Source organism: Roseateles rivi (genome assembly GCF_043555845.1).
Lineage (GTDB): Bacteria > Pseudomonadota > Gammaproteobacteria > Burkholderiales > Burkholderiaceae_C > Roseateles > Roseateles rivi.
In genome coordinates, this window is the sequence record NZ_JBIGHZ010000001.1 from 803,815 (window position 1) to 824,103 (window position 20,289).

Annotated in this window: 20 protein-coding genes; 9 read left to right on the top strand and 11 right to left on the bottom strand. The window is 66.0% G+C overall.

The window, feature by feature from the left end:
- Positions 1-42 precede the first annotated feature (42 nt).
- Positions 43-780 carry a C40 family peptidase gene (locus ACG0Z6_RS03615; RefSeq protein ID WP_394458694.1) on the bottom strand — a complete coding sequence of 246 codons (738 nt, stop codon included), beginning with the start codon at positions 778-780 and terminating at the stop codon, positions 43-45.
- Between the two features lie 369 nt (positions 781-1,149).
- Between ACG0Z6_RS03615 and ACG0Z6_RS03620 the strand changes: the two genes are divergently transcribed.
- Positions 1,150-3,051 carry a propionate--CoA ligase gene (locus tag ACG0Z6_RS03620; protein ID WP_394458695.1) on the top strand — a complete coding sequence of 634 codons (1,902 nt, stop codon included), beginning with the start codon at positions 1,150-1,152 and terminating at the stop codon, positions 3,049-3,051.
- Positions 3,052-3,058: 7 nt separating this feature from the next.
- On the opposite strand, the gene ACG0Z6_RS03625 is transcribed toward ACG0Z6_RS03620, so the two are convergent.
- From ACG0Z6_RS03625 to ACG0Z6_RS03640, 4 genes are all read right to left on the bottom strand, one after another.
- The gene (locus tag ACG0Z6_RS03625) at positions 3,059-3,910 is read right to left on the bottom strand and encodes an HAD family hydrolase (protein WP_394458696.1); all 852 of its coding nucleotides are present in this window, start codon (positions 3,908-3,910) and stop codon (positions 3,059-3,061) included.
- Between the two features lie 60 nt (positions 3,911-3,970).
- The gene (locus tag ACG0Z6_RS03630) at positions 3,971-5,662 is read right to left on the bottom strand and encodes a PhoH family protein (RefSeq protein WP_394458697.1); all 1,692 of its coding nucleotides are present in this window, start codon (positions 5,660-5,662) and stop codon (positions 3,971-3,973) included.
- A 279-nt stretch (positions 5,663-5,941) separates the two neighbouring features.
- Positions 5,942-6,421 carry a peroxiredoxin gene (locus tag ACG0Z6_RS03635; RefSeq protein WP_394458698.1) on the bottom strand — a complete coding sequence of 160 codons (480 nt, stop codon included), beginning with the start codon at positions 6,419-6,421 and terminating at the stop codon, positions 5,942-5,944.
- Positions 6,422-6,696: 275 nt separating this feature from the next.
- Positions 6,697-7,074, bottom strand: a complete 378-nt coding sequence (locus tag ACG0Z6_RS03640; protein ID WP_394458699.1) for an Mth938-like domain-containing protein — start codon at positions 7,072-7,074, stop codon at positions 6,697-6,699.
- A gap of 145 nt (positions 7,075-7,219) precedes the next feature.
- Here ACG0Z6_RS03640 and ACG0Z6_RS03645 point away from each other — a divergent pair, with 145 nt between their 5' ends.
- Genes ACG0Z6_RS03645 through speD form a run of 6 tightly spaced genes read left to right on the top strand, consistent with a single transcriptional unit; the run spans position 7,220 to position 13,117 of the window.
- A complete protein-coding gene (locus ACG0Z6_RS03645; protein WP_394458700.1) occupies positions 7,220-8,452 on the top strand; it encodes a pyridoxal phosphate-dependent aminotransferase in 1,233 nt (410 codons plus the stop codon).
- A gap of 26 nt (positions 8,453-8,478) precedes the next feature.
- The gene (locus tag ACG0Z6_RS03650; protein ID WP_394458701.1) at positions 8,479-9,789 is read left to right on the top strand and encodes a homoserine dehydrogenase; all 1,311 of its coding nucleotides are present in this window, start codon (positions 8,479-8,481) and stop codon (positions 9,787-9,789) included.
- A gap of 2 nt (positions 9,790-9,791) precedes the next feature.
- Positions 9,792-11,198 carry a threonine synthase gene (gene thrC, locus ACG0Z6_RS03655; RefSeq protein WP_394458702.1) on the top strand — a complete coding sequence of 469 codons (1,407 nt, stop codon included), beginning with the start codon at positions 9,792-9,794 and terminating at the stop codon, positions 11,196-11,198.
- A 15-nt stretch (positions 11,199-11,213) separates the two neighbouring features.
- Positions 11,214-12,458, top strand: a complete 1,245-nt coding sequence (locus ACG0Z6_RS03660) for a molybdopterin molybdotransferase MoeA (protein ID WP_394458703.1) — start codon at positions 11,214-11,216, stop codon at positions 12,456-12,458.
- 12 nt (positions 12,459-12,470) lie between these two features.
- Positions 12,471-12,725, top strand: a complete 255-nt coding sequence (locus ACG0Z6_RS03665) for a MoaD/ThiS family protein (RefSeq protein ID WP_394458704.1) — start codon at positions 12,471-12,473, stop codon at positions 12,723-12,725.
- A complete protein-coding gene (gene speD / locus ACG0Z6_RS03670) occupies positions 12,722-13,117 on the top strand; it encodes an adenosylmethionine decarboxylase (RefSeq protein WP_394458705.1) in 396 nt (131 codons plus the stop codon). The genes ACG0Z6_RS03665 and speD overlap by 4 nt, the downstream gene beginning before the upstream one ends.
- Here the strand turns inward: speD and ACG0Z6_RS03675 are convergent.
- Both ACG0Z6_RS03675 and soxR read right to left on the bottom strand, forming a co-directional pair.
- Positions 13,106-13,705 (bottom strand): 2-hydroxychromene-2-carboxylate isomerase, encoded by a 600-nt coding sequence (locus ACG0Z6_RS03675; protein WP_394458706.1) that lies wholly within the window; start codon positions 13,703-13,705, stop codon positions 13,106-13,108. The genes speD and ACG0Z6_RS03675 overlap by 12 nt on opposite strands.
- 55 nt (positions 13,706-13,760) lie before the next feature.
- The gene (gene soxR / locus ACG0Z6_RS03680) at positions 13,761-14,249 is read right to left on the bottom strand and encodes a redox-sensitive transcriptional activator SoxR (RefSeq protein ID WP_394458707.1); all 489 of its coding nucleotides are present in this window, start codon (positions 14,247-14,249) and stop codon (positions 13,761-13,763) included.
- Positions 14,250-14,340: 91 nt separating this feature from the next.
- Here soxR and ACG0Z6_RS03685 point away from each other — a divergent pair, with 91 nt between their 5' ends.
- Together ACG0Z6_RS03685 and ACG0Z6_RS03690 are read left to right on the top strand one after the other, a co-directional pair.
- Positions 14,341-15,762 (top strand): questin oxidase family protein, encoded by a 1,422-nt coding sequence (locus ACG0Z6_RS03685; protein ID WP_394458708.1) that lies wholly within the window; start codon positions 14,341-14,343, stop codon positions 15,760-15,762.
- Positions 15,746-16,387, top strand: a complete 642-nt coding sequence (locus ACG0Z6_RS03690) for a flavodoxin family protein (RefSeq protein ID WP_394458709.1) — start codon at positions 15,746-15,748, stop codon at positions 16,385-16,387. The genes ACG0Z6_RS03685 and ACG0Z6_RS03690 overlap by 17 nt, the downstream gene beginning before the upstream one ends.
- Positions 16,388-16,393: 6 nt before the next feature.
- On the opposite strand, the gene ACG0Z6_RS03695 is transcribed toward ACG0Z6_RS03690, so the two are convergent.
- The 4 genes from ACG0Z6_RS03695 to ACG0Z6_RS03710 are packed head-to-tail and all read right to left on the bottom strand — an operon-like array spanning position 16,394 to position 20,148.
- The gene (locus ACG0Z6_RS03695) at positions 16,394-17,998 is read right to left on the bottom strand and encodes a flavin monoamine oxidase family protein (protein WP_394458710.1); all 1,605 of its coding nucleotides are present in this window, start codon (positions 17,996-17,998) and stop codon (positions 16,394-16,396) included.
- Entirely contained in the window at positions 17,998-19,587 is a 1,590-nt protein-coding gene (locus ACG0Z6_RS03700; protein WP_394458711.1) for a polyamine aminopropyltransferase, read from the bottom strand. The genes ACG0Z6_RS03695 and ACG0Z6_RS03700 overlap by 1 nt, the downstream gene beginning before the upstream one ends.
- Positions 19,584-19,931 (bottom strand): YciI family protein, encoded by a 348-nt coding sequence (locus ACG0Z6_RS03705; RefSeq protein WP_394458712.1) that lies wholly within the window; start codon positions 19,929-19,931, stop codon positions 19,584-19,586. Before ACG0Z6_RS03705 ends, ACG0Z6_RS03700 begins: the two co-directional genes overlap by 4 nt.
- Entirely contained in the window at positions 19,924-20,148 is a 225-nt protein-coding gene (locus ACG0Z6_RS03710) for a DUF350 domain-containing protein (RefSeq protein ID WP_394458713.1), read from the bottom strand. The genes ACG0Z6_RS03705 and ACG0Z6_RS03710 overlap by 8 nt, the downstream gene beginning before the upstream one ends.
- Positions 20,149-20,289 lie beyond the last annotated feature (141 nt).

Below are 20,289 nucleotides of genomic sequence, written 5' to 3' on the forward strand. Positions count from 1 at the left end.
AACGCACAGCGCCCGACCCCCTGCAACAGGCGGGGTCAAGCCTCAGCGGGGCTTGCGCGGGTCGGCATTGGGGTCTGCCGCAGCCACATCGGCACGCCGGGCTCCGGTAAACCGTGTGGCCCAGTATGACTCGCGCATGTCCTCCACGCGCACCGCCGCACCTGTGCGGGGGGCATGGATGAATTTACCTTCGCCCACGTAAATGCCAACGTGGGAAAACGTGCGTCGCATGGTGTTGAAGAACACCAGATCACCGGGCTTGAGGTCTTCGCGCCGGATGGGAATCAGGCTGGACAGCCGCGCCTGCTCTTCAGCTCGAGGGGGCAGGATCAGGCCCAGGCTGATTTCAAAGATGTGGCGCGTGAAGCCGCTGCAATCAAAGCCGCTGTCGATGGATTTGCCACCGAGCTTGTAGGGCACGCCCAGGAAATTCATGGCGGCCATGACCAAGTCAGAGGCGGTGTCCCGAACTTGTGCCAGTACGGGGTTGTTGGCGCCGGGGATGAGATTGCGCTCCATCAAAAAGCGCGTGATGACGTCACCCGAGGACGAGGCATCCGCAGCGGGCTGCTGCTGCGCCAGGCTCTGGCCGTAGGCGCCCATCATGGTGCCCGGAGGCGGCGTCAGGGAGCCCGCAGCGGAGGCCGCAGGCTTGGGGGGCGCTGGCTGCGCGCTCTGTGCCTTTGCTGCACTGACAGTGAGCAACAGGGCCGCGCCCACACTGAGGTGGGCCAGCCAGGCGACAGCTTTCGTGGTGGACGAAGAGATCAAATCGCTCATGTCATATGGCGCACAGCCCAGCCAGCCACAAGGGCTGACAGGTCCTACACCTGGGTTTTCTGGGGTTTGCACAATGCGCGCACACTGAGTGCGCATCTGGCCGCTCCCTATTCGCTTCAGGCATGCCCTGAAACGAATCCTCGGGCCGTATTGGAACACAAAGCGGTTTCAAAGCCCCCACCCCCGAACGTTCTGACACAAATGGCTTGATGTGGCTCAGTTTGGAAGCAGATGCCAGCACCGCATGCGGGGAAGTCCTGAGGGGTGCCCGGGCGACGGGTCAGACTGCCGTCAGTGCCTGGGCTGAAAGTGCAGCCGCATAGGCCCAGCGCTGTTTTGTGATTGGGCTTTTGTCAGAAAGCATGCGCCATGAGCACGACCGACTACACCAGCTTCTACCAACGTTCCGTGCAGGACCCCGAAGGGTTCTGGCGCGAGCAGGCAGCCCTGATTGACTGGCACACCCCCTTCAATGAGGTGTGTGACTACACGCAGGCCCCCTTTGCGCGCTGGTTTGTGGGCGGCACCACCAACCTCTGCCACAACGCCGTGGACCGCCACGCTCAGCAGCGCCCCGACGCGGCAGCGCTGATCTGGGTGTCGACCGAGGTCAAGCAAGAGCGTATCTACAGCTTTGCGCAGCTGCACCGCGAGGTGCAGACCATGGCCGCCATCTTGCAAAAGCTCGGCGTGCAGCGCGGCGATCGGGTGCTGATCTACATGCCCATGATTCCCGAGGCGGCGTTTGCCATGCTGGCCTGCGCCCGCATCGGGGCCATTCACTCGGTGGTGTTTGGCGGCTTTGCCAGCCACGCTCTGGCCAACCGCATCGACGACGCCCAGCCCAAGCTCGTCATCAGCGCTGACGCGGGCAGCCGCGGCGGCAAGGTCGTGCCCTACAAGCCCTTGCTGGACGAGGCGCTGGAGCGCAGCGCCCACCGCCCGCAGGCTGTGCTGATGGTGGACCGCGGCCTGGCTGCGTTTGAGCATGTGGCGGGTCGTGACCACGACTACGCCAGCTTGCACCCTCAGCATGCGCAGGCCGAGGTGCCTTGCACCTGGCTGGAATCCAACGAGATCAGCTATACCCTCTACACCAGCGGCACCACGGGCAAGCCCAAAGGCGTGCAGCGCGATGTCGGTGGCTATGCCGTGGCCCTGGCCGCCAGCATGAAGTACATCTTCGATGGGCGTGCCGGTGAAACCTATTTCTCCACCAGCGACATTGGCTGGGTGGTGGGGCACAGCTACATCGTCTACGGACCCTTGTTGGCCGGCATGGCCACGCTGATGTACGAGGGGCTGCCCGTGCAGCCCGACGCAGGCATTTGGTGGGAGCTGGTGGCACGCCACCGTGTGACGGTGATGTTCAGCGCGCCCACGGCGGTGCGGGTGCTCAAAAAGCACGACCCTGCGCACCTGAGTCAGCATGACTTGAGCTCCCTGCGCGCGCTGTTCCTGGCGGGCGAACCGCTGGATGAGCCCACGGCGCGCTGGATTTCCGAGGGCCTGGGCAAGCCCATCATCGACAACTACTGGCAGACGGAAACCGGTTGGCCCATCCTGACGCTGGCGCGTGGCCTCACCGATGCCGCGCCCAAGCTCGGCTCGCCGGGCGTGCCCATGTATGGCTACCGCGTGCAGCTCATCGACGAGAACACCGGCGAGGCGCTGCAGGCGGCGCAGCAAAAAGGCTTGCTGGTCATCGAAGGCCCGCTGCCCCCGGGCTGCTTGCAAACCGTCTGGGGTGATAACGATCGCTTTGTGCGCACCTACTGGCGCGAGCAGGGCGGCCGCCACTACTACTCCACCTTCGACTGGGCCCTGCGCGACGAAGACGGCTACTACTACATCCTGGGGCGCAGCGACGATGTCATCAACGTCGCGGGCCACCGTTTGGGCACGCGTGAAATTGAAGAGTGCCTGAGCGGCCACCCTGCCGTGGCTGAGGTGGCGGTGGTGGGTGTGGCCGACGCGCTCAAAGGCCAAGTGGCCATGGCCTTTGCCGTGCTGCGCGACCCGGCGCGTGCCGCCACGCCGCAGCTGGCTCAGGCGCTGGAGGTGGAGCTGTTCAAAAGGGTCGATGCGGAGTTAGGCGCCGTGGCGCGGCCCTCGCGCGTGCACTGCTGCAGCGCTTTGCCCAAGACGCGCTCGGGCAAGCTCTTGCGCCGTGCTTTGCAGGCCTTGGCCGAGGGGCGTGACCCGGGTGACTTGTCCACCATCGAGGACCCCAGCGCTTTGGCGCACATCCAGGACCTCTTGCGCCGCTGAGCGCGGCTCAGCGCGGGCGGCTGGCTTGCCAGTCGTCCTGCAAGAACTTCAGCACCGCGTCCTGCGCGTGGTGGCCAATGATTTGGTGGGCGCTGCGCTTGACTTCGTCGCTGGCATTGGCCACGGCCACGGCGTGGTGGGCGGCGCGCAGCATGGACAAATCATTGCTTTGATCCCCGAACACCACCAGCGGGTGTGAGGACAGCCCATAGCGCCGTGCCAGCTCGGCAATGGCCTGGTCCTTGCTGGCGCGGTGGTCATGTACATTGAGCCAGGCCCAGCCGGGCATATACATGTCCTCTGCCAGGTGGGAGGTGATCAATCCCGCAAACGCCTCGTGCAGCGCCTGTTGCAGGTCTTGCAGCGGCTGGGTTTTGTCCACCACCAGCAAGGTGACCATGGGCTCCTGCAGCACCCGCTCCAGCGCATGACAGTGACGCAGGCGTGGGTCGGCCAGCTCTTGGCGCTCGTCCACAAAGCGCTGCTGGCCGGCATTGCACACCTCCTGCCAGAACAGCTGCTCGCCTGAGCGACCATAGGTGGCAACAAAGGGCATGAGGCGGTGGCGGCGCACCAGCGCGAGCAGGGCTTGGGCCACATCGGACTCGATGGCGTTGACCAGCTCGTAGCGGCCTGTGGCGAAGTCGCTCAAGTAGGCGCCGTTGGACGACACCAGGGGCAGCGACAGTGGCAGACCATGGAGGATGCGGCGCATGGAGATGACGTTGCGCGCACTGGCCACCGTGAAGGTCAGGCCCTGCAGCAGCAGCTCATGCAAGCCCGCGCGGGTGGTGGCAGAGAGTTCGGCGCGCGGGTTCAGCAGCGTGCCATCGAGGTCAGAAACGTAAAAGCGCGTCACCCCGGCATTGTGCGGGGTGACGCGCTTGCTGTAGTGGCAGCCGCTGTGCGGCTGTGGTCTTTACAAGACTTCGGAGGCGAAGTCGGCCAGGCGTGAACGCTCGCCGCGGGCCAGCGTCACGTGGCCGCTGTGGCCCCAGCCCTTGAAGCGATCCACCGCATAAGTCAGGCCCGAAGAGCCTTCGGTGAGGTAGGGCGTGTCGATCTGTGCGAGGTTGCCCAGGCACACGATTTTTGTGCCCGGACCAGCGCGGGTGATGAGCGTCTTCATCTGCTTGGGCGTGAGGTTTTGCGCCTCGTCGATGATGACCAGCTTGTTCAAGAAAGTGCGCCCGCGCATGAAGTTCAGGCTCTTGATCTTGATCTTGCTGCGCACCAGGTCGTTGGTAGCGGCGCGGCCCCACTCGCCGGCCGAGCTGTCGCCGCGTGCCAGCACCTCGAGGTTGTCGTCCAGGGCACCCATCCAGGGGCCCATTTTTTCTTCCTCGGTGCCGGGCAGAAAACCGATGTCTTCGCCCACGGGCACGGTCACGCGCGTGACGATGATCTCGCTGTAGCGCCGGTCATCCAGCACCTGATGCAAGCCGGCGGCGAGGGTCAGCAGGGTTTTGCCCGTGCCCGCCGAGCCGGTGAGGGTGACGAAGTCACAGTCCGGGTCCATGAGCAGGTTCAGGGCGAAGTTCTGCTCGCGGTTGCGCGCCGTCACGCCCCACACCGCGTGCTTGGGGTTGCTGTAGTCGCGCAGCGTGCGCAGCACCGCGGTTTTGCCGGTGATCTCGTTGACCTTGGCGTACAGCGGCGCGGCGCCGGGGGCTTCCAGGTAAACGAGCTGGTTGATCAGCAGCGAGGGCACCAGCGGGCCGCTGATGCGGTAGTAGGTGATGCCGGCCTGGTTCCAGCTCTCCATGGTCTTGCCATGGCGCTCCCAGAAGTCGGAGGGCAGGGCCTGCACGCCGGTGTAGAGCAGGTCGGCGTCTTCCAGGGTTTTGTCGTTGCGGTAGTCCTCAGCCGGCAAGCCCAGGGCGCGCGCTTTGATGCGCATATTGATGTCTTTGGACACCAAGACCACTTCGCGTTCGGGTTGCTGGGCTTTGAGGGCCTGCACTACGCCCAGAATCTGGTTGTCGGCCTTGCCCTGGGGCAGGCCCTGGGGCAGGGCCACGTCCACCAGCTGGGTCTGGAAAAACAGCTTGCCGCTGGCTTCGCGGTGGCCTGTGGCGTCCAGCGGCAGCCCCTCGGCCATGGCCTGCAAGGAGCTGGCCTTGTGGTGCGCGGCCAGCTGGTCGAGCTCGCGGCTGACTTGGCGCACATTGCGCGCCACTTCGGTCATGCCCTTTTTGTGACCATCGAGCTCCTCCAGCGTGATCATGGGCAGATAGACGTCGTGCTCCTCAAAGCGGAACAGCGAGGTCGGATCGTGCATCAGCACATTGGTGTCCAGCACAAAGAGCTTGGGTGCGCCCTGGCTCTTGCGTGCTTTGGTGCGGCTGGGTTTGGTCGCATCCTTGGGCGCAGCCGCGGGGCTGGCTGCGGCTTGGGTGTCCACCAGAGAAAGCGGTGCGGGCGGTGTGGATTTTTTCAGCAGTGCTGCTGGTGCTGCAGCTGCGGGCTGCACCGGTGCCGCTGCAACGACGCTGGGCGGCGTGGCCAGTGGCGCGGGTGTGCGGGCCCGCTTGCTGGGGGTGAGTGTCGTGGCAAAGGCTTCGGGTTCTAGGCGGCTGGCGCGCTTGGTCGGAGGCTTTGGCAGAGGCATGGGGGTATGGGCGTTGGGAGCGTGGTGGGGTGGCCCCTAGAAGTCTGGGGCCGCAATGCCTTCAGGCGCACAAAACAAAAAGCCGCATCCCTGAGGGTGCGGCTTAGAGGCTGAGTACGGCTTGAAGGCATGAATCCATTATGCACAAAGCGTGCATGCTGGCTGTGAGGGTGCGGATTTGCTGCCCACAAGCAACAAAGCCGACGCTGCCATGCAGGCAAGGTCGGCTTGGTTTGGTGCACTGCAGCGCAAACATGGCCCGTGGGCCATGCTCGGTGCTCAGGCAGCTTCTTTCTTGAGCGACTTCACGGCCTTCAAGACTTCCTCGACATGGCCCGCCACTTTGATGCCGCGCCACTCTTCGCGCAGGATGCCCTGGGCGTCGATCAGGAAGGTCGAGCGCTCAATGCCTTTGACCTTTTTGCCGTACATGATCTTGTTTTTGACCACGCCGAACATGTGGCAGAGCTTTTCTTCCGTGTCGGCGATCAGCTCAAAGGGCAGCTCGAGGTTTTGCTTGAATTTGTCGTGCGAGGCCATGTTGTCGCGCGACACGCCCAGCACCACGGCGCCGGCTTTCTGGAAGTCTTTGTGATGGTCACGGAACTGCATCGCTTCGGTGGTGCAGCCAGGCGTGTTGTCCTTGGGGTAGAAGTACAGCACCACCACTTTGCCCAAAAAGGCCTGGGGTGTGAACTTCACGCCTCCCGTTGCAAGAGCTTCAATGTCCGGTAGAGGTTTGTTGAGCGCTGGCGTCATGTGGCGTTTTAGTGTTGAGAGCCCAGCCGGGCACAGCCAGCCATTATACGGGCATCCGCAAAGCGCACCGGCGCACCCGGCTCTGCCTGGGTGTGGCATGTGGCGCAAGCTACAGAAAAACCGTCCCCAAGGGACTTGACGCGAAGCGCGGCGGCAAGACTAACACCGCCAATGCCGGATGTGCAGGGATTTAGCGTGGGCGCGTTCGCCACGCGCATGTCAAGGCGTCTACAGGCCGCGTAACCCACGCCCGCGCAGTGGCAAAAACCGTGCTTTCAGACGGTTTCCAGCAGCAAAGCAGCCACCACCGAGCGGCCTTCGCTGGCCAGCACCGTGTAAGTGCGGCAGGCGGCGGCCAGATCCATGGTCTCTACACCAATGCGCGCGTCGATGAGCGCCCGGTACAGGCGCGGGTGCACAAAACGCAGGCGGCTGCCGCTGCCAAACACCACCAGTTCTGGCCGCAAAGCCAAGACCTGTTCAAAGTGGCTTTCTTGCAGCTCGTCAAGACGCGTGGCGGGCCACGCTTGCACATCGCCTTGCCAGGGCACGAGCAGGCTGTGCTGGTAGGCGCGGGCATTGACCCACACGCAACCTTCCTGGTGTTTGGAAATGGTGTTGCCGCCCTGCGGCTGATCCAGTTGAAATTTCATTGACTGACATTTTGGCAGTAGTGAAGGCTGGCCCAAGGCGGTCGTGCATTGCCCCTGTGGTCAAATCGACCATTCAACCCAATGCTGTATCGCACACAGTTTTTTTGGGGGGTGTGCACCCCGCCGGTCACCCAGGAGCCAAGCTTTGAAGTCCATTTCCAAATCCAGCAAACTCTCCAATGTCTGCTACGACATTCGCGGGCCGGTGCTGGACAAGGCGCGTCAGATGGAGGACGAGGGCCAGCAAATCATCAAGCTCAATATCGGCAATGTGGCGGCCTTTGGTTTGCTGCCGCCGGACGAGATTGTGCAGGACATGATTCGCAATCTGCCATCGTCCACGGCGGCGGGGTATACCGATTCAAAAGGCCTGTTTGCCCCGCGCAAGGCGGTGGTGCATTACTGCCAGGAGCAGGGCATCAAGGGCGTGGGCGTGGAAGACGTCTACCTGGGCAACGGCGCCTCCGAGTTGATCGTGATGGCCTTGAACGCCTTGCTGGACGACGGTATGGAGGTGCTGGTGCCGATGCCGGACTACCCGCTCTACACCGCCGCCGTGGCGCTGTCGGGCGGGCGCCCGGTTCACTACCTGTGCGACGAGGCCAATGGCTGGTTGCCTGATCTGGACGACATTCGCGCCAAGATCACGCCGCAGACCCGGGCCATTGTGGTCATCAACCCCAACAACCCGACCGGCGCGCTCTACCCGACAGACCTGCTGCTGGGGATTTTGGAGATTGCGCGCCAGCATGAGCTGGTGGTGCTGGCCGACGAGATCTACGACAAAACCTTGTACGACGGTGCGGTGCACACGGCCATGGGTTCCTTGTCGGAAGACGTGCTCACGCTGACTTTCAATGGGCTGTCGAAAAACTACCGCTCCTGTGGTTTTCGCTCGGGCTGGATGGTGGTGTCGGGCGACAAACGCCATGCACAGGACTACATCACCGGCCTGAACATGCTGGCCTCCATGCGCCTGTGTGCGAACACGCCTGGGCAGCTGGCCATTCAGACTGCGCTGGGCGGCTATCAAAGCATCAAAGACTTGGTGGCGCCGGGCGGGCGTCTGGCGCGCCAGCGCGAACTGGCCTACGAGCTGCTCACGCAAATTCCCGGCGTGAGCGTGGTCAAACCCAAGGGCGCGCTGTATATGTTTCCGCGCCTGGACCCCAAGATCTACCCGATCGAGGACGACCAGCAATTTGCCTATGAGCTGTTGGCCGAAGAGCGCGTGCTGATCGTGCAGGGCACGGGTTTCAACTGGAAGTCGCCGGACCATTTCCGGCTGGTGTTTTTGCCTCACGCCGATGATTTGACCGAAGCCATCGTGCGCATCGAGCGCTTCTTGCACCAGTACCGTCGCCGCCACGCGCGTTGAATTCAAACCATTTGCTAGAGAACGATATGAAAGCCATCAAAGTTGGTCTGCTGGGCATAGGCACTGTGGGCGGCGGCACGTTTCAAGTGCTGCGTCGCAACCAGGACGAAATTCGTGGCCGCGCGGGGCGTGCCATTGAAATCGCCATGGTGGCGGACCTGGACGTGGAGCGCGCGCGCGCCATCGTGGGCGATGCCTGCCCCGTGGTGACGGACGCCCGCCAAGTCATTGCCAACCCCGAGATTGACATCGTGGTCGAGCTCATCGGCGGCTATGGCGTGGCCAAAACCCTGGTGCTCGAAGCCATTGCCGCGGGCAAGCACGTGGTCACGGCCAACAAGGCCCTGCTGGCCGTGCATGGCACGGAAATCTTTGCCGCGGCGCATGCCAAGGGCGTGATGGTGGCTTTTGAGGCGGCTGTGGCTGGGGGCATTCCCATCATCAAGGCGCTGCGTGAAGGCCTGACGGCCAACCGCATCGAGTGGATCGCCGGCATCATCAACGGCACCACGAACTTCATTCTTTCGGAGATGCGCTCAAAGGGCCTGGATTTCGCCACCGTGCTCAAGGAAGCGCAGCGCCTGGGCTATGCCGAAGCCGACCCCACCTTCGACATCGAAGGCGTGGACGCGGCACACAAAGCCACCATCATGAGCGCCATTGCCTTTGGCATTCCGGTGCAGTTTGACAAGGCCCATGTGGAGGGCATCACCCAGCTGCAGGCCGCGGACATCAAGTACGCCGAGCAGCTGGGCTACCGCATCAAGCTGCTGGGCATTGCCCGGCGCCGCGACACAGGCGTGGAGCTGCGCGTTCACCCCACGCTGATTCCGGCGCACCGCCTCATTGCCAACGTCGAAGGCGCCATGAATGCCGTGGTGGTGCAGGGCGATGCCGTGGGCACCACGCTCTACTACGGCAAGGGCGCGGGTGCCGAGCCCACGGCCTCGGCCGTGGTGGCTGACTTGGTGGACATCACCCGTCTGGCCACCGCTGACCCCGAGCACCGCGTGCCGCATCTGGCCTTCCGCCCTGATGCCATGAGCGATCTGCCCATCCTGCCCATGGAGCAGGTGCACAGCGCTTACTACCTGCGCCTGCGCGTGGCTGACGAGGCGGGCGTGCTCTCGCGCATCACCACCATCCTGGCCGAGCACGACATCTCCATCGACGCCGTGCTGCAGCGCGAGTCCGCCGAAGGCGAGCGCCAGACCGACCTCATCATCCTCACCCACGACACGCAAGAGCGCCGCGTCAACCAAGCCCTGGCTCAGATGCAAGGCCTGCCCAGCGTGCTGGCCCCCATCGTGCGGCTGCGCAAGGAAGAGTTGGCCTGAGCATGCGATACACCAGCACCCGCGGCGACCAAACACAGCGCCGCTTTTGCGAGATCCTGCTCGAAGGCCTAGCGCCGGACGGCGGGCTGTATCTGCCCGTGCACTACCCGCAGGTGGATGCGGCCACGCTGGCGCGCTGGCGGGAGCTGTCTTACGCCGACTTGGCGTTTGAGATTCTGAGCCTCTATATCGACGACATCCCGGCCGAGGATTTGCGCGCCATCGTGCGCCGCACTTACACGGTCGAGGTGTTTGGCAGCGAGCAGATCACGCCGCTGACCTGGCTCAAGCCGGGGCTGGGGCTTTTGGGGCTCTCCAACGGTCCCACGCTGGCTTTCAAAGACATGGCCATGCAGTTGCTGGGCCAGCTCTTTGAGTACGAGCTGGCGCGGCGCGGGCAGACGCTCAACATCCTGGGGGCCACCAGCGGCGACACCGGCAGCGCGGCCGAGTACGCCATGCGCGGCAAGCAGGGCGTGAATGTGTTCATGCTGAGCCCCCACGGCCGCATGAGCCCCTTCCAGCAGGCGCAGATGTTCAGCCTGCAAGACGCCAACATTCACAACATCGCCATCGAGGGGGTGTTTGACGACTGCCAAGACATCGTCAAAGCCGTCTCCAACGACCTCGCGTTCAAACAGCGCTACCGCATTGGCACGGTGAACTCCATCAACTGGGCGCGCTTGCTGGCCCAGGTGGTGTATTACTTTGCGGGCTATTTCCAAGCTACTTCGGCCAACGGCCAGAAGGTCAGCTTCACGGTGCCGTCGGGCAACTTTGGCAATGTCTGCGCGGGCCATGTGGCGCGCATGATGGGTCTGCCCATTGCCCAGCTGGTGGTGGCCACCAACGAGAACGATGTGCTCGACGAGTTCTTCCGCACCGGCGTCTACCGCCCGCGTGCCAGTGCGCAGACGCACGAGACCTCCAGCCCCTCCATGGACATCTCCAAGGCCAGCAATTTCGAGCGCTTTGTGTTCGACCTGCTGGGCCGTGACGGCCAGCGCGTGCGCGCCATGTTTGGTGCGGCGCTGACCGAGCAGGGCCAGTTTGTGCTGAGTGCGGCAGAGCACGCGCGCATTGCCGAGTTCGGCTTTGCTTCCGGTGCCAGCAACCATGCCGCGCGTGTGGCCACCATACAGGCCACGCATGCCGCCCACGGTGTGGTGGTGGACCCGCACACGGCCGACGGCCTGGCGGTGGCGAAAGCCCACACCCATGCCGCCACGCCCATGCTGGTGCTGGAGACCGCACTGCCCGCCAAGTTCGCAGCCACCATCGTGGAAGCGCTGGGCCAGCAGCCGCCGCGCCCCGCGCATTTGCAGGGGATTGAAGCCTTGCCCAAACGCGTGTGCGTGATGCGGCCAGATGTGGCCGCCGTTCAGGACTACATTGCACGCCTTGTTTGAATTCTTGGTGTGCGCATGAAGCCTGCCCAACCCCTGATGAGCCTGGACGACGCCCTGCAGCACATGCTGCAGAAGGTGCAGCCGCTGGCAGATGTGGAAACCCTGCCGCTGGCCCAGGCCTTGGGCCGCGTGCTGCGCCAGCCACTGCATGCGCGCATTGATGTGCCGCCCCAGGACAACAGCGCCATGGACGGCTACGCCCTGAGCTTGGCTGATTGGCCCCAACCCTGGCCCGAGGCCGGGGTGGTGCTGCCGGTGTCGCAGCGCGTGGCCGCGGGGCATTTGCCGCAGCCGCTGCAGCCGGGCACGGCAGCGCGCATCTTCACCGGCGCCTTTGTGCCCCCGGGGGCCGATGCGGTGCTGATGCAAGAGCAGACCGAAGTCCTGCAGCCCGGCGTGCCTGGGCAGGTGCGTCTGCTGGCCGCGCCCACGCCAGGCCAGGCCATACGCCGCCGCGGCGAGGACTTGCGTGCCGACCACGAAGTGCTCAGCGCGGGCCTGCGTTTGCAGGCCGGTGCACTGGGCCTGGCCGCCGCTGCGGGCCACGCCAGCGTGACGGTGAGCCGCCGCCCGCGCGTGGCGCTCTTCAGCACCGGTGACGAACTCATGCAGCCCGGCGACGCTCCGCGTCCGGGCGCCATCTACAACAGCAACCGCACGCTGCTGCAGGCCTTGTTGCAGGACTGGGGCTGCGAGGTGCTGGATCTGGGCATGGTGCCCGACCAGCTCGACGCCACGCGTGCCGCGCTGCGCACGGCCGCGGCGCAGGCTGATTTGGTGCTCACCACGGGCGGCGTGTCCGTGGGTGAGGAAGACCACATCAAAGCCGCCGTGCAAGCCGAAGGCGCCCTGCAGCTGTGGCAAATCGCCATGAAGCCCGGCAAGCCGCTGGCCTTTGGCCAAGTCGGGCCCGCGCAGCAGCCCGTGTGGTTTGTGGGGCTGCCGGGCAACCCGGTCTCCAGCTGGGTGACTTGCCTGTTGACCGTGCGCCCTTTGCTGCTGCGCCTGCAAGGCGCCAGCGAGCTGCAGCCCCAAGCACTGCAGCTGCCCGCCGCCTTTGCCTGGCCGCGCCCGGATAAGCGCCGCGAGTTCTTGCGCGCCCGCCTCAACGATCAAGGCGCACTGGAGCTCTTTCGCAACCAGGGCTCGGGCGTGCTCAGCTCCGCCGTGTGGGCCGATGGCCTGGTGGACGTGGCCGCGGGTCAGACCATAGAGCCGGGGCAGCCGGTGCGCTTTCTGCCGCTCTCGCAGCTGCGCTAGAAGGAGGGTGAGATGAGCCAGCTCAACATCCGCTACTTCGCCAGCCTGCGCGAGGCCCTGGGCCCGCAGGCGCAATGGCCTCACACAGAGGGGCTGACCGTGGGCGGCCTGCGCCAGGCCCTGGCCGCGCAAGACAGCGCACACGCCGAGGCCCTGGCCGCAGGCCGTGCCGTGCGCTGTGCCCTCAACCATGTCTTGGTGGACGAGAGCGCTGTGGTGCCCGCGGGCGCTGAAGTGGCCTTTTTCCCGCCCGTGACGGGCGGATGAAACCCATGCAAGGCCTGCACCTGGTGGCCGATTTGGGCGGCGTGGCCGCAAGCCTGCCCGAGATGACCGACCCCGAGGCCCTGCGCCGCCTGTGCCTGAGTGCCGTGGCGCAGTCGGGCCTGGGGGCGGTGGCGGAGTTGTTTCACCGCTTCACGCCAGCAGCCGATGCGGGGCAAAGCGGCATTACCGGCGTGGTCTTGCTGGCTGAGTCGCACCTGGCCATCCACACCTGGCCGGAGCTGGCCAGTGTGACGCTCGATGTGTACGCCTGCAACTTGGGCCGCGACAACAGCGCGCGTGCCGAAGCCCTGTTGCAGCAGCTGGTGCAGGCCTTTGCGCCGCAAGAGCAGCAGTGCCAGCGCCTGCAGCGCGGCCGCCCCTCAGTGCTCTAGGGCCTGGCAGTGGGCCAGGGCGTCGTCCAGCCGGTCGTTGCCCCAGAACATGTCTTGGCCCGCAAAAAAGGTCGGCGCTCCAAAAATGCCTTTGGCCATGGCGGTTTCGGTCTGGGTGCGCAGCCGCAGCTTGTTGGGCTCTGAGAGGGCGTGGGCAATCACGCTGTCGGCGTCCAGCCCCATGGCTTGCAGCGTGGCGCGCACGCTGGCTTCGCTCTCCACATCGCGGTCCTGCCCGAAATTCAGCGCCATGGTGCGCCTGCAAAACTCACCCACCCAAGGCTGTTCGTCCGCCCACAGGGCCACGCGCAGCGCCAGCACCGCCTTGCGCGGAAAGACGCTGGGCTGCTGCCAGGGCAGGCCGTACTTGCGGCACTCGCGCACCATGTCTTGCCAGACATAGGCCAGCTTGAGTTCTTGCTGCAAAAAGGGCGCCGTGCGCCAGCCCAGCGACTGAAACACCGGCCCCAGCAAAAAGGGCCGCCACTGCACGGCAACACCGCGCTGGGCCGCCGCGGCCTCGATGCGCATGACGCTGAGATAGCTGTAGTTGCTGCCGAAATCGAACCAGAACTCAAGGCTTGGCATGGGCGCTCCGCAACGGGTTGAGGCGCCCAGTATGGGGTGCGGGGCCGCCCGCTGCCTAGCCCATGTCTGAGGGCGTGCTGCTGCTCAAGTAGCAAGCGCCTTGGCCTTGTGCGGCGGCGCGATCTTGGGCGTTGTAGAGCCCGCACTTTTTCATGGACAGGCAGCCGCAGCCAATGCAGCTGTCGAGCTGATCGCGCAGCTGGGTGAGGGCAGCAATGCGCGCGTCCAGCAGCGGCCGCCACTGGCGCGAAAGCCGCGCCCAATCGGCCGCCGTGGGCGTGCGCTCTTGCGGCAGCGAGGCCAGCGTGCGGCGCACATCGTCCAGGCTCAGGCCCAGACTTTGGGCGATGCGGATGAAGGCCACGCGGCGCAGGTCGGCGCGCCGGTAGTGGCGCCGGCCCGAGGCTGCGCGCTGGCTATGCAGCAGCGCGGCATCTTCGTAAAAGCGCAGCGTGCTGGCGGCCACACCGCTGCGGCGGGCGAAGTCGCCAATGGCAATCCAGTCTTTGTGCGTGTGCGAGTCTGTGGCGGTGCTTGTGCTCATGGCCCGTATTTTTTGTGAATCAGCGCTTGACTTCAAGTTCACTTGAACTTGCAAGATGCCAGCACTTTGACGCATTGCCAAGCACTGCATGATGAACCCAAGCACAGCACCCACGCCGCCCCTGAGCGCGCTGCACCAGGCCCTGGACGCTTGCCAGACCTATGCCCCCACCTACGACGGCCTCTACAGCAACCACCTGCCCATGGCCTTGCATGCAGCCTGGCAGCTGGGGGCAGATGCGCAGCGCCTGCAGGCCCAGTTGGCGCACGACACCCCTGAGCTGCAGCCCCTGCCCGAGCTCAGCGCCGCGCAGCCCTTGGACGACTGGCGCGAGGGTCTGGGCCAGGCGCAGGCCTATGCGGCGCTGCGCGCCAGCCTGCAGCAAAAAATAGCGCAGGAAGGCCCCGACGCGGTGCTGCGCCAGTGCTTGGTGCCGCTGCTGGGGTCGGCCCACAGCACGGCCTTTCATGGCTTGATACGCACCGCCCATGCCTGGGAGAGCGCGCACCTGGGCGAGCTGGCCAGCGCCCTGGCGGCCTGGGCCTGCGATTGGGCGCCGCTGCCCCAGGGCCAAACCCCGCAGCAGTCCATGCCCTTGCAGGCGTGGTGGGCGGCGGTGTGCGCTGAGCTGGGCGAGTTCCAGGCCGAGCAAAACATGATTCAAACCCGCATGGAGGCCGCCACGCAGGCGCCGCTCTACCAAGGCTTGGCCGAGGCCGCGCAGGCGCAGGGATCGCTGGCTCAGCTGTGCCAGGCGCTGCAGGGCCGCTCACTCACGCTCTATGTGCAAACGGGCAACTTCACCGTGCTGCACCTGCTCACCGCCACACGCGCGCTGCGCGTGCTGCTGCCCTGGGTGGAGGCCAGCGCGGCGCTTGACGCGCACTTGCAAGCCGTGTGGCTGCGCAGCGCGCTGGCGGCGTTGATGGCCTCAGGCGTGGCGCGCGCTCGGCCCTTGCCGGAAGCGCCCAGCCCTTTGCCTGACTGGCCAGTGCTGCGTGCTGCGGCCTTGGCTCAGTACGACGAGCACACGCTCAAGCTCGTTCACTGCGGCTGGCAAGAAGACGCTCGCCAGAGCGACCCACGCTGGCGCCAAGCCGCTGCGCTGCGCCTCTGGGGTGAGGCGCGTTGCGCACCGCCGCCGCTGGACGATTTGGACCACATCCACGTGCAGGTGCGCGACCGCGCCCAGGCCGAGCGCTGGTACGCCCAGGCGCTGGGCCTCACGGCCGATGCCCAGCTGCTGCACTGGGCGCCAAACGGCGGCCCGCTGACGCTGCGCAACGCCAGCGGCCAAATCAAGCTGGCCCTCTTTGAGCACGCCGCGCCCACACCCGGCGCCACCGTGGCCCTGCGCGTCAGCCCCACAGCCTATGCGCAATGGCGCGCCCGCCTGCAAGCCACACCGGGCCTGGCCGTGGAGGAAGAGGACCACGGCCTCTCGCAGTCCCTCTACTTCCAAGACCCCGATGGCAACGCCTATGAAATCACCTGCTATGGCCGCACTGCTTGAGTGCGAAGGTGCTGCAGCGCTGGCGGTGGTGTACTTCAGCGCAGGGGGTCGCACTGCAGAGTTGGCGCAAGTTTTGGCCCAGGCCTTTACGCAAGCCGCGGCGCCCCTGACGACACCGACCAGCAAGCAGTGGCGCGCACGCTGCGTGCCCATCGAAGGGGCCGACATTCATGCCGGGCGCTACCGCAACGAGGCGGCGCTGGCCGTGGTGGATCAAGCTGCGGCCGTGGTGTTGGCCTCACCCACCTATATGGGCGGGCCTGCGGCGCAGTTCAAAGCCTGGGCCGATGCCAGCAGCGAACGCTGGGCCGCGCGCGCCTGGGCCGGTAAATGGGCGGCAGGCTTGACCACCGGCAGCAGCCCCGGTGGGGAGCTGACGTGTACGCTGCAGTACTTTCAAACCTTCGCCGCCCAACACGGCATGCTGTGGGTGCCGATGAGCGCCTTGCGTCGGGAGGGCAGCAAGGGTCACAACCGTTTGGGCAGCGGTCTGGGCGTGGCAGCTTGGTCGGATGCCGCGCAAGCGCATCCGGCAGACCTGCGCAGCGCGGCACTGATGGGGCAGCAATTGGCGGCGCAACTCAATCAGCGCTCATGCCGCTTCACCTACACCCTGCCCGATTGAGAGGTTCTAGCCCAAACCCATCCGCACTTGCCGTGCTGCCCTAAGGCCTTGAGCCTGTGCTTCTTCAAACACCGAATAGCTGCTGAGGTCGGCGTGGGCGAAGTGCAGGCGGCCGTGGGCTTGTTGCAGGGCGGTCAGGGCAGGGTGGCTGCGCAGCCCTGGGGTGGGGATGCTCATGGCATGGCCCCAGCGTGTGAGGTGGGCGGCGCGCAGCTGCTCGCGCAGGTCGGGGTGGACGGTCAAGAGCGGCTCCAGCACCTGGGCCAGGGCTTCGTGCGGGGCGCTTTGCAGCAGCCAGGGGCGGCGCGCTGGGCTCAGGGCCTGGTAGGCGGTGATGAGCTGCGCACCGCGCAAGGGCTCGGGTGTGAGGCGCTGATGCTGGGCGTTGACGTAGCCCAGCGCGCTGTGGTGGGCCAGCACGTTGTCCCAGGCGGGCGGGGCGCCCACGCGCTCCAGCAGCGGGCCGTCCAGCAGCAGATTGGCCACCAGCCAGGGCGCGCGTTGCTGCTGCTGCGCGGCGCTGCGCAAGGCGTCAGGGGGATTGAGCAGCAGGCGCTCGCTGATGAACAGCGGCGTGGCCAGCACCAGGGCTTGGCCCTGCCAGTGCTCGGTGCTTTGGGTGTGGGTGTTGTAGGCCAGCAGCGTGACGCCGTGGCGCGTGGCCTCGGCCGCCAGCACCACGCGTGCGGTGTGCAGTTGCTCGCTCAGGCCCTGGGCCATGCGGCGTGTGAGGTAGGCGTTGCCCTCGGGCCAGGTGAGCACGGCCTCGTGCTCACTGTGGGTGGCGCCGCCGTGGCGGCTGGCGAAGTACTGCAGCCCAGCCCAGGCCGAGACGGTGTGGGCCGGGGCGCCGTAGTCGTCCAGGCAGACGTAGTCCAAATACCAGCGCAGCAGCGGGTCGGTGAGGCCTTGCTGGTCCAGCCAGTGGGCAAAGGTTTGGGCGTCCAGTGCGGCGTGCTCGGCGCGCCAGGGCAGGGCGTGGGTAGGCATGGCAAAGCCAATGCCGCGCACGCGCTGCAGGGCGGCTTCAAAGCGTGTGCGCTGCTGCTGGGCGGCCGGGCCATCGGGCGGGGGCAGCAGGCCCTCAAACCACTGGCCTTGGTGAAACACGCGCTCTTGCGGGCTGTGGCAGAGGTGGCGTTCGTCGTAGCGCCAGCGGCCCAGCTCCAGGCGCGCAATGCCCAGCTCGGCCAGCAGTTGGCGCACGGGCTCGCCGTGCGGCCCGTCGGGCACGGGCAGGTAGTGCGCGCCCAACGGGCAGGGCAGGCCTTGCAGTTGGTGGCCGCGTGCATTGCCGCCGGCTTCGTCTTCCAGCTCCAGCAGGGCCACGTCCACCCCGCTGCTGTGCAGCGCGCGGGCGCAGCTTAGGCCCGCCACGCCGCCACCGGCCACCAGCACGGTGCTGCGCCGCGGTGTTTGCTGGCGCGCCTGGCTGATGAGGCGCTGGCGCTGTGCGGGCTCACGCAGCAGGTGGCCACGCTCGGGGCTGGGGCCCACCCAGCGCAGCTGCGGGGCTGGGTCGCCCTGGCAGCCTGCCAGCAGCCAGGCGGCGCTGGCTTGCAGCAGGTGGCGGCGGCTGAGCGCGGTGCTTGTGCTTGGCGGCGGTGGCATCAGTGTGCGCTGCCCCACTCGGCTTCGAAGGTGCGCACCAGGGCTTGGTTGGAGAGGCGGTTCACCTCAGCGGGCACACGCGCCATGTCGGCGGGGAAGTCCATCAGCAGTGGCAGCGCTTCGGGGGTGAGAAAGCGCAGCCCCGCGGGCAATTGCCGCGGCATGGCATAGGGCCGGCGGCTGGCGATGATGAAACCCCACTCACCAAAGCTGGGCACATGGGCGTGGTAGGGCGTGGTGCGCAGCCCCACGGCCTCCAGCGTGCTGGCCACGGTCCAATAGCTGCGCCGCGCCACCAGGGGCGAGGTGGTTTGCACCACGGCATAGCCGCTGGCGGCCAGGTGCTGGTCCACCAGCTCGTAGAAGGTGGTGGTGTAGAGCTTGCCCAGCGAGAAGTTGGAGGGGTCGGGGAAGTCGATGAGGATCACGTCAAACTGCCCCGGGTGCTTCTCCAGCCAGGTGAAGGCGTCGGCGTTGACGATCTTCACCTTGGGGTGGCGCAGCGCATGGGCATTGAGCTCGGCCAGGCGCGGCATGTGGGTGAAGAGCTCGGTCATCTGCGGGTCCAGCTCCACCAAGGTGACGGACTCCACGCTGGGGTACTTCAGCACCTCGCGCACGGCCATGCCATCGCCCCCGCCCAGCACCAGCACGCGCTTGGGCGCGCCGTGCGCGGCCATGACGGGGTGCACCAGGGCCTCGTGGTAGCGGTACTCGTCGCGCGTGTGGAATTGCAAATTGCCGTTGAGAAAAAGCCGCAAGCCCCCGCGCCCTTCGGTGACCACAATGCGCTGGTAGGGCGTGCTGCGCTTGAGCAGCATGTGCTCGCCGTAAAAACGCTGCTCGGCCCAGCTGTTGAGCTGCTCGGCCCCTACAAAGCCCGCCACCAGCACCAGCACACAGGCCACGCAGCTGACGATGTGGCTTTTGAGCGCGCGCAGCTCGTCCCGGAACAGCCACACCGTCCAGCAGGCCACGCCCACATTCATGAGCCCAAACAGCAGCCCCGTGCGCACCAGCCCCAGGTGCGGAATGAGCAGCAGCGGAAAGGCCACGGCCACCACCAAGGCGCCCAGGTAGTCAAAGGCCAGCACCTGTGCCACCAGGTCTTTGAGCGCGTAGTGGCGGCGCGACTCGCGCTTGAGCACCCGAATCACCAGCGGGATCTCCAAACCCACCAGCGCCCCCAGCAGCACGATCAGGCCATAGAGCAGCACCCGAAAGCCCGCCATCTCGCCCGGCGGCAGCAGGCTGTGCGCCACAAACAGCCCCGCAGGCATGAGCCCGCCAATCACCCCCACCAGCAGCTCCACACGCAGGAACTGCGCCACCAGCTGGCGCTCGATGTATTTGGACGCCCACGAGCCCAGGCCCATGGAGAACAAATAGGTGCCGATGATGGTGGAGAACTGCAGCACCGAATCGCCCAGCAAATAGCTGGCCAGCGCGCCCGCGCACAGCTCATACACCAGCCCGCAGGCCGCAATGACGATGACCCCGGCCATGAGCACGAGGTCTTGCAGCGGCACGCGGCCTTCGGTGGCCTGCGCCCCTGCGTGCGGCTCAGAAGGACTGGGCGGCAAGCTCAAAACGATTTCGGGCCAGGAATGGCCTGGCTCCAGTAGAAGATGTCCCAGTGGCTGCGCAGCCCGCAGGTGGTGAAGGGGTCAGTGGCAATGAGTGCCTCCACCGCCGCTTTGTCCGCCGCGCGCACCACCCAAAGCCCCCCCACGGGCGTGGCCTGCGGGTCCTCACGCAGCGAGCCTGCCGCGCGCACCTGCTCGGCATGGGCCTCCACCCACGCCAGGTGGGCGGCCAGGTTCTGCGCACGCAGCGCTGCGCTATTGGGCTTGTCGTGCATGCGCACGGCAAACAGCGTCCAGGTCTCGTGCTGGTTGGCCGTCAGGGCCTGATAGTCGCGCGCCTCAGCCATGGATAGCCGCCGCCACGATTTGCCCGATGGCCACAAACATGCCCGCCACCACCACGCCCAGCGCCAGGTTTTTGTGCTCCACGATCTGCTCCCACAGCTTGTAGGGCGTGAGCTTGTCGATGACCACAAAACTCACCCACAGCACCACCACACCAATCACGGCATACAACACCGAGCCCAACACCACCGCGGGCTTGAGCCACTCGAATCCGGACATAGATTTGCTCCTTGCACATGAGGCCATGCAGTGCCGAGATTGTGCTTGCAAACCCAAGCCGAACTGGGGGCGGCGTGGCACTTGAGGTTGGGGGGTGCTGCGGCTGCCTCAAGGCGGCGCTGCCCCTCGTTGCGGGAGCGG